Here is a 6262-nt window from a genome sequence, read left to right as displayed (position 1 = left end):
TGAAACCTCTCCTGTATCGGAATTAAGTCTGCCTACATGAACACGATGGGCAACACGGGACTGTTTTTTTATCGAATCCCATTTATTGTAGTAAGAAATAATGTAGGTTCTGCCTTTTTTATCTGTATAACTTGAGAAATTCCACTTGATGTCTGTTGAGTCTGTCATATGAATAGTCCATTAAATATATTATAGACTATGTTACACCCGTAATAAGAATAAGTAAAGAGAATTTCTTAAAAAACAGGGGTAAAAGTGTAATATTTAATGGATTTGTGATGAGATTTACCCTAGTTATACACTAGGGTGTGCGGAGTTTAGGCTGAACATCAGTTCTGTGGAAAAGTCCCGGACTTCATGCTGTCAGAATGATGAACAGATAAAAACAAAGAATCCCCGCTTTTGCGGGGATTCTGATTATAGCTTGACAGAACCTGATTAGATTAGTTGGTGAAAAGACCAACCTTAAGATCTGTAGCATGATAGATTGGGGTTCCGTCAACGGAAACCACGCCGTCACCGATGCCCATAATCAGCTTGCGCATGATTACGCGCTTGAGATTGATGGTATAGGTAACCTTCTTTGCAGTAGGGAGAACCTGACCGGTGAACTTAACTTCGCCTACACCGAGAGCTCTTCCCTTGCCAGGACCGCCTTTCCATCCGAGGAAAAAGCCTACAAGCTGCCACATGGCGTCAAGACCGAGACATCCGGGCATTACAGGATCTCCCGGGAAGTGGCACTGGAAGAACCAGAGATCAGGATTGATGTCCAGTTCAGCAACAATTACACCTTTGTCAAATTCACCGCCTGTGTCACTGATCTTGATGATACGATCAATCATCAGCATGTTGGGCGCAGGTAACTGGCTGTTACCCGGTCCGAATAACTCACCACGGCTGCATGCGAGAAGGTCTTCCTTTGAGAAAGAATTTACGCCTCTGTCACACAGAGACAGCTTATTTGAAGTGTCTTCCAAAATCTAATTCCTTATTAATTTTTATCCCTGTATATGCGGGAATCGTATTGCACTGAGGGGTATTTTATCCTATTTGAATACATATTTACAGTGTAAGCATGTAAATTTAAAAAAATAATGTAATCTACTGTATGTTTCCTGAAAATTTTTACTGCCGGCACAGGTCCTTTCAATAGGAAAGGGGAACATTTACGGTTCCCCGTGATGACTATTTGCCGAAGATTCTTGCAAAGAATCCCTGTTTTCTTACTCTGGTTTCCTGCTCTCCGAGGCTGTCCAGATACTCTCTTATGATGTTGTATAGGGTAGTTTCCTGACTTCCAGCTTCTGCTTCGCCGGAAGATGAGTTCTGCTGGTCATTGTCGGCTTTTCTGCGTCCTTCGATGAGACCAGCCTTTATGCCCGTAAGAAGTTCAACGGCCTCATCAACCGTTTTTACGGGATAGATATGGAAACTGCCGTTTTTTACGGCATTCACAATCTCGTCGTTCAGAACAAGAGACTGTCGGTTGCTTTCAGGGATAATTACGCCCTGGGTCCCCGTTATGCCCTGAATCTTGCAGATGCGGTAGAATCCTTCAATCTTTTCGTTCAGACCTCCAACAGGCTGTACGTTGCCCAGCTGGTCAAGAGAGCCTGTAAGTGACAGATTCTGTTTAATAGGTTTGCGGGACATGGCGGAAAGAATCGCGCACAGACCGGTAAGTGACGCACTGTCGCCGTCAATTTCGTTGTAGGACTGTTCAAACACCAGATTTGCACTGACCGGAATGGATTCGTCGCGGCCGAAGGTATTGGTGAGATATCCGTTGATAATCATCATGGCCTTGGTATGAATCTGTCCTGCCAGATCCGCCTTGTGTTCGATGTCGGAAATGTCACCTTCGCCTCCGGAATGAATGGTTGCGGTAATACGGGTAGGTTCACCGTATTCAAAATCCTCGGCATAGGTGCTGATGACTGAAAGACCGTTAATCTGGCCGATAACCTCTCCCTGAGTCTGCAGCAGCATCTGTTTGTCTCTGACAAAGTCGGAAGAACTTTCTTCAGACTGATTGCTGCGGAAAATTCTGTGTTCCAGTGTTTCTTCTATTATTTCCCCGGTTATCTCGGCTGATTCCTTTCTCGCGGCCAGCCCCGATGCTTCACAGATGATGTTGGTCAGAGTGTTTTCATCAAGTACGAAATCCTTCTGGCTTTCCGCCTGACGGCAGCTGAATTTCAGAAGACGCAGGGCGGCTTCGTCATTTATCGGCAGGTAGCCGTTGTATGAGACCAGTGAACGGATGTATGAAAGATAGTCCTTCCCGTGTTCCCTGATGGAAAAATACGATGATATGTCGGTTCTCAGGTAGAACGAACGGTCGCATAACGGATCAAGGTTGTGCAGCTCTGCAATTTCAAAATAGGAACCGGCGATAATAACCTTTACGTTTATAGGTGTCGGTTCAGGGTTGAAGAACGGAACTATGTTGGTGGTTATTTCCACCGGATTTTCCCAGTCCAGCAGACCAGAGTCCAGAGAACTCTTCAGTTTGAACCACAGCATAGGATTGTGAATGAGTTCTTCTGCCGGAATAATCAGAAAACCGCCGTCAGCCTTTCTGAGCAGACCGGCTTCAAGCAGGTGGTGGTGAGAATAGGTGGTGCCGTTTTCGGTAAGATAGTTCACGCCGCCGAACAGCTTTTTCCAGGTAAGATCTCGTGCGTAGATGACGGGAGCCTTTCCTTCCTCGTGACACACCATGAGATTCATCAGTACAGGGTAGGTGAATTCGCCGCCCTTGGCCATGAATATTGAAAGATCCGACAGATAGGTTTCCAGCTTGGTGTTGCCCGGCTGTTTTTTCATAATCTGCAGAAAATCATCTTCAGCGTTGATCTTGTGGTTGATCTTGTTGAGAAGTTCGATAATCTGCTTGTTGAACTCATCTGCAGTTCCTGTTTTGATATGAAGCCAGGTAGGTGCCAGTTCATTGTTGAGATTCTCGGCATAGATGATGTCGTGCAGTTCTCTCTGCGGATGTTCACATCCTAAAAGCAGATCCTTTATGCATTTTTCCGGATTGCAGCCTGCCGTATTTAGCAGCATGATTGGATTCGGTTTGGAAGTGTATACCAGTTCCTGAATGGCGTTCTGAGCTCTTTTCTGGAATGATGCGAAGGTGACGCCGTCTTTATGTTCGGCATTGAGCAGTTCCTGAAAATCCGGTAATAATTCTTGGTGTTTTAATTCTTCCATATTCTTTCGGCTCTTTTTTATCTGGCGGTCATGCCGCCATTAGGCTTCTGTTTAATTTTCTTCTACTTCATTAAGGATATCATACAGTTTTACTCTGACTGTGTCAGATAAAAATTTAAGATATTGAGTGTCAGGTATCTATAAATCCGCAAAATACCGATCAAATCGACATTGTTGCTGTTTTTTGTATGACAGGGGCGTCATAAATAAGGAAAAGATCCTTTTGAGCTCCTCAAATAATGTTTAAATGATAAGTATAGAATCCTCTGTTTTTCGTGCCTGCGTACCTCAGAATCGTCCGGCACCCGGTCTTCCGTGAGCATGACATGGTAACGGCCGGATCCGAAGCATACTAAACGACAGGATGACATTATGTATCTGGAAAGAATTGAAATAACAGGATATCGCGGTATTTCAAGACTGACGGTAAATTTTAACAATAAGACCGTGCTCATAGGTGAGAACTCCTGGGGTAAAAGCTCTCTTTTACGTCTTTTATGGTGTGTGCTCGGCAACGGCGAGGTTCCCTATGAATTCGTGGAGGATGATTTCCGTAAAGAGGTTTCTGACTACCAGTTCGAACGCTATGATGAGGAAAAACAGACAAAATATCTGCATGAGAAGGATATTTCCGTGGTGCTGGTGTTCAGAGAGGTTGTCCTCGGGGCCGCGCTTAAGGATTCCAGACTTCAGAGACTGTACCCCGCATGGGTGAGATGCCGTGATTCATACAGCAGGGTCTTCTATTATCTCCACGGTCATATGAACTGTAACGGTTCCGTCTTTACTGATCATTCCTTCCTTGACGCCAACGGAGATCTGCTTAATCAGCATGTCAGCATGATGAAGCAGGTAGTGTCTCTGCTGGCTCTAAATCCTCTTTTCCGCATTCGTGACCGCCGCCGCGGCAATCACGGACTCGATTTTGGCGGTGATGTTGACAATACGGTTCGAAGGGAACAGGATTACGGTTCCGAAAGTACCGGATATCAGAACGGCTTTGATAACGGAGATTCCGAAGATTATGATTATTCCGGAGATGATGTTTCTGAGACTTCTTTCAATACCGCGGGAGCTGATGACGTCGGCAGAAAAAATCTGGTTTTCGGCAGAAAATCTGGTCAGCAGAAGGCTCTGGAACACATCAGACAGAAGCTGCCGAAGTTTCTTAAAAGCATGATTGTGTCTGACGGTGAAAATGTTGCGGATACGCTTCTTTCGGAAAATCTGAATGCCATCAATACGCTTCTTGAGCATTATTTCTCCATCGTTCCTCCGTTATCACGGCCGGCAAGGGGAAACAAGGGGCGTAAAACCGGCAGGGACATACAGGATATAGTTTTAAGACCGGTGTCCAATGAAGCCTTCGGTTCGGTAAGCAAACTGCTTAATCATTCCGGAAAACGCAGCATCAAGATAATTCTGTCTCTTATAGTGGCTTCCTTCGTTGATGATCTTGAAGGCCGGAAGATTGACAGTCAGGCAAGACCGATAGTGGTGTTTGAAGATATCGAATCCCGTCTGCACCCTACAGTGCTCATGAATATCTGGAATCTTGTTGATCTGATGCCCATTCAGAAAATTGTCACCACAAATTCCGGGGATCTGCTTTCTGCCGTGTCATTAAGTGACATCCGAAGAATGCACAAGACCGTAAGCAGCGTGGAATGCCGGTTCATAGATGAAAAGAAATTCAATAGTGATGAAATGCGCCGCATAGCGTTTCATATCCGCATAAACCGTCCTATGAGTCTTTTCGCCAGGGCATGGATATTCGTTGAGGGGGAAACAGAAATCTGGCTGCTTAACGAGTTTGCCGCAATTCTGGGGATAGGACTGCAGGCCGAGGGTATCAGACTGGTGGAATACGCACAGTGCGGAGCCGGACCTCTGATAAAGCTGGCCAATCAGTTGGGAATTTCCTGGCATCTTCTGGCGGACGGTGACGAGGCAGGCGTAAAGTATGCGAGAAGCGCAGGAAACGGAGACAGTGATGACTGCGTGACACTGCTTCCTTCAGTTGACATAGAGCATTTTCTGTATGATTTCGGGTTTGCCGATGTATACAGACAGAACTGCGGGGTTTCCAGTACGCATAATTTAAGCCGTAACAAGATTATCGACATGGCCATCAGAAGAAAAAGCAAACCGGGAATGGCTCTTGCCGTGGTGGATGAAGCAAGAAGAAGGGGAAAACGCAGCATACCGCATCTTTTTCAGAAAATTCTGGTAAAGGTGAAGAGTGAGGCCAATAACCGTCACTGACGGAACGAGAGCGGCACATCCTTTACGTTTTCTGCCGGGCGGGGACCGGGGATTTTTTTTGTATTATTTTTTCAAAAAACTTTCAGAAAAAATAATTTTTATGAAAAAAAGTTAAGCTGAAAGTAATGTCTGTTTACAAAAAAAGTGTGATTTTTAAAAAATTTTACATTTTTAAACACTAAAACACGATATGTATGTCAAATTTTATGACAATTATAATGATTTTATAAAAAATGATTGTTATCATACGCGTATTAGGATTTTTTATCCTGATATACCGAAAACACGGAATAAAAACAAAGAAATATAATAATCAATAGTGCGTTTTTTAAGCACTTACAAGCCACATCAGGCAATGGAAAAAAAAAGACATGGTTTTCAGAATGAAAGTCATGTCTTTTTTCTTTTTCATGTTTTTGTCCGAAACTTTGCTGTTTTAAACATATACGAAAAATAATTTTATGGAAGTTATAGAAAACACGAGACTTCCATAATTTTTTGCAGTATAATATAAACATATGTATTGTATGTTTATATGGATGATTTTATGGCCGTAACAGACACTCCGAAATTACCACCTCTCATGATTATCAATCAGGGAAAATACTCTTATGTCACGACGTATAAGATTGCCTGGGACAAAACACTCAGACAGCCGAGAAGGGTACCGGGGCAGAATAAAACCGTGGGGAAGATTGTCGGTGGCGGAACTGAAGGCGTCATAGAATGGAATTCTGAATTTCTTGACGAACATCCTGAACTTGCGGGGTTCATT

General features: G+C 44.0%; 4 protein-coding genes. 2 read left to right on the top strand and 2 right to left on the bottom strand.

Translation table 11 applies throughout. The features are described 5' to 3' along the window. Positions 1–443: 443 nt before the first annotated feature. Positions 444–953 (bottom strand): 3-hydroxyacyl-[acyl-carrier-protein] dehydratase FabA, encoded by a 510-nt coding sequence (fabA, locus tag T489_RS0111720; protein WP_198020481.1) that lies wholly within the window; start codon positions 951–953, stop codon positions 444–446. A gap of 235 nt (positions 954–1188) precedes the next feature. Continuing rightward, complete coding sequence (locus T489_RS0111715; protein ID WP_051622105.1) at positions 1189–3222, bottom strand: AAA family ATPase; 2034 nt, start codon at positions 3220–3222, stop codon at positions 1189–1191. 372 nt (positions 3223–3594) lie between these two features. On the opposite strand from T489_RS0111715, the gene T489_RS14470 reads away from it, so the two are divergent. Next, positions 3595–5487, top strand: coding sequence for a DUF2813 domain-containing protein (locus tag T489_RS14470; RefSeq protein WP_051622103.1), 1893 nt, complete (start codon positions 3595–3597; stop codon positions 5485–5487). 547 nt (positions 5488–6034) lie between these two features. Next, positions 6035–6262 (top strand): hypothetical protein (locus T489_RS13795; protein ID WP_037319547.1); only part of this gene is annotated, 228 nt, incomplete at its 3' end.

It is taken from the genome of Ruminobacter sp. RM87, assembly GCF_000701925.1.
In the GTDB taxonomy this organism is placed as follows: Bacteria; Pseudomonadota; Gammaproteobacteria; order Enterobacterales; family Succinivibrionaceae; genus Ruminobacter; species Ruminobacter amylophilus.
The sequence above is the reverse complement of the archived record's forward strand: the minus strand, read 5'-3'. Positions and strand labels throughout refer to the sequence as shown.

Coding starts and splice junctions, on each gene's coding strand:
- T489_RS14470 (WP_051622103.1), top strand. CDS start 3,595: ATGTATCTGGAAAGAATTGAAATAACAGGATATCGCGGTATTTCAAGA.
- T489_RS0111715 (WP_051622105.1), bottom strand. CDS start 3,222: ATGGAAGAATTAAAACACCAAGAATTATTACCGGATTTTCAGGAACTG.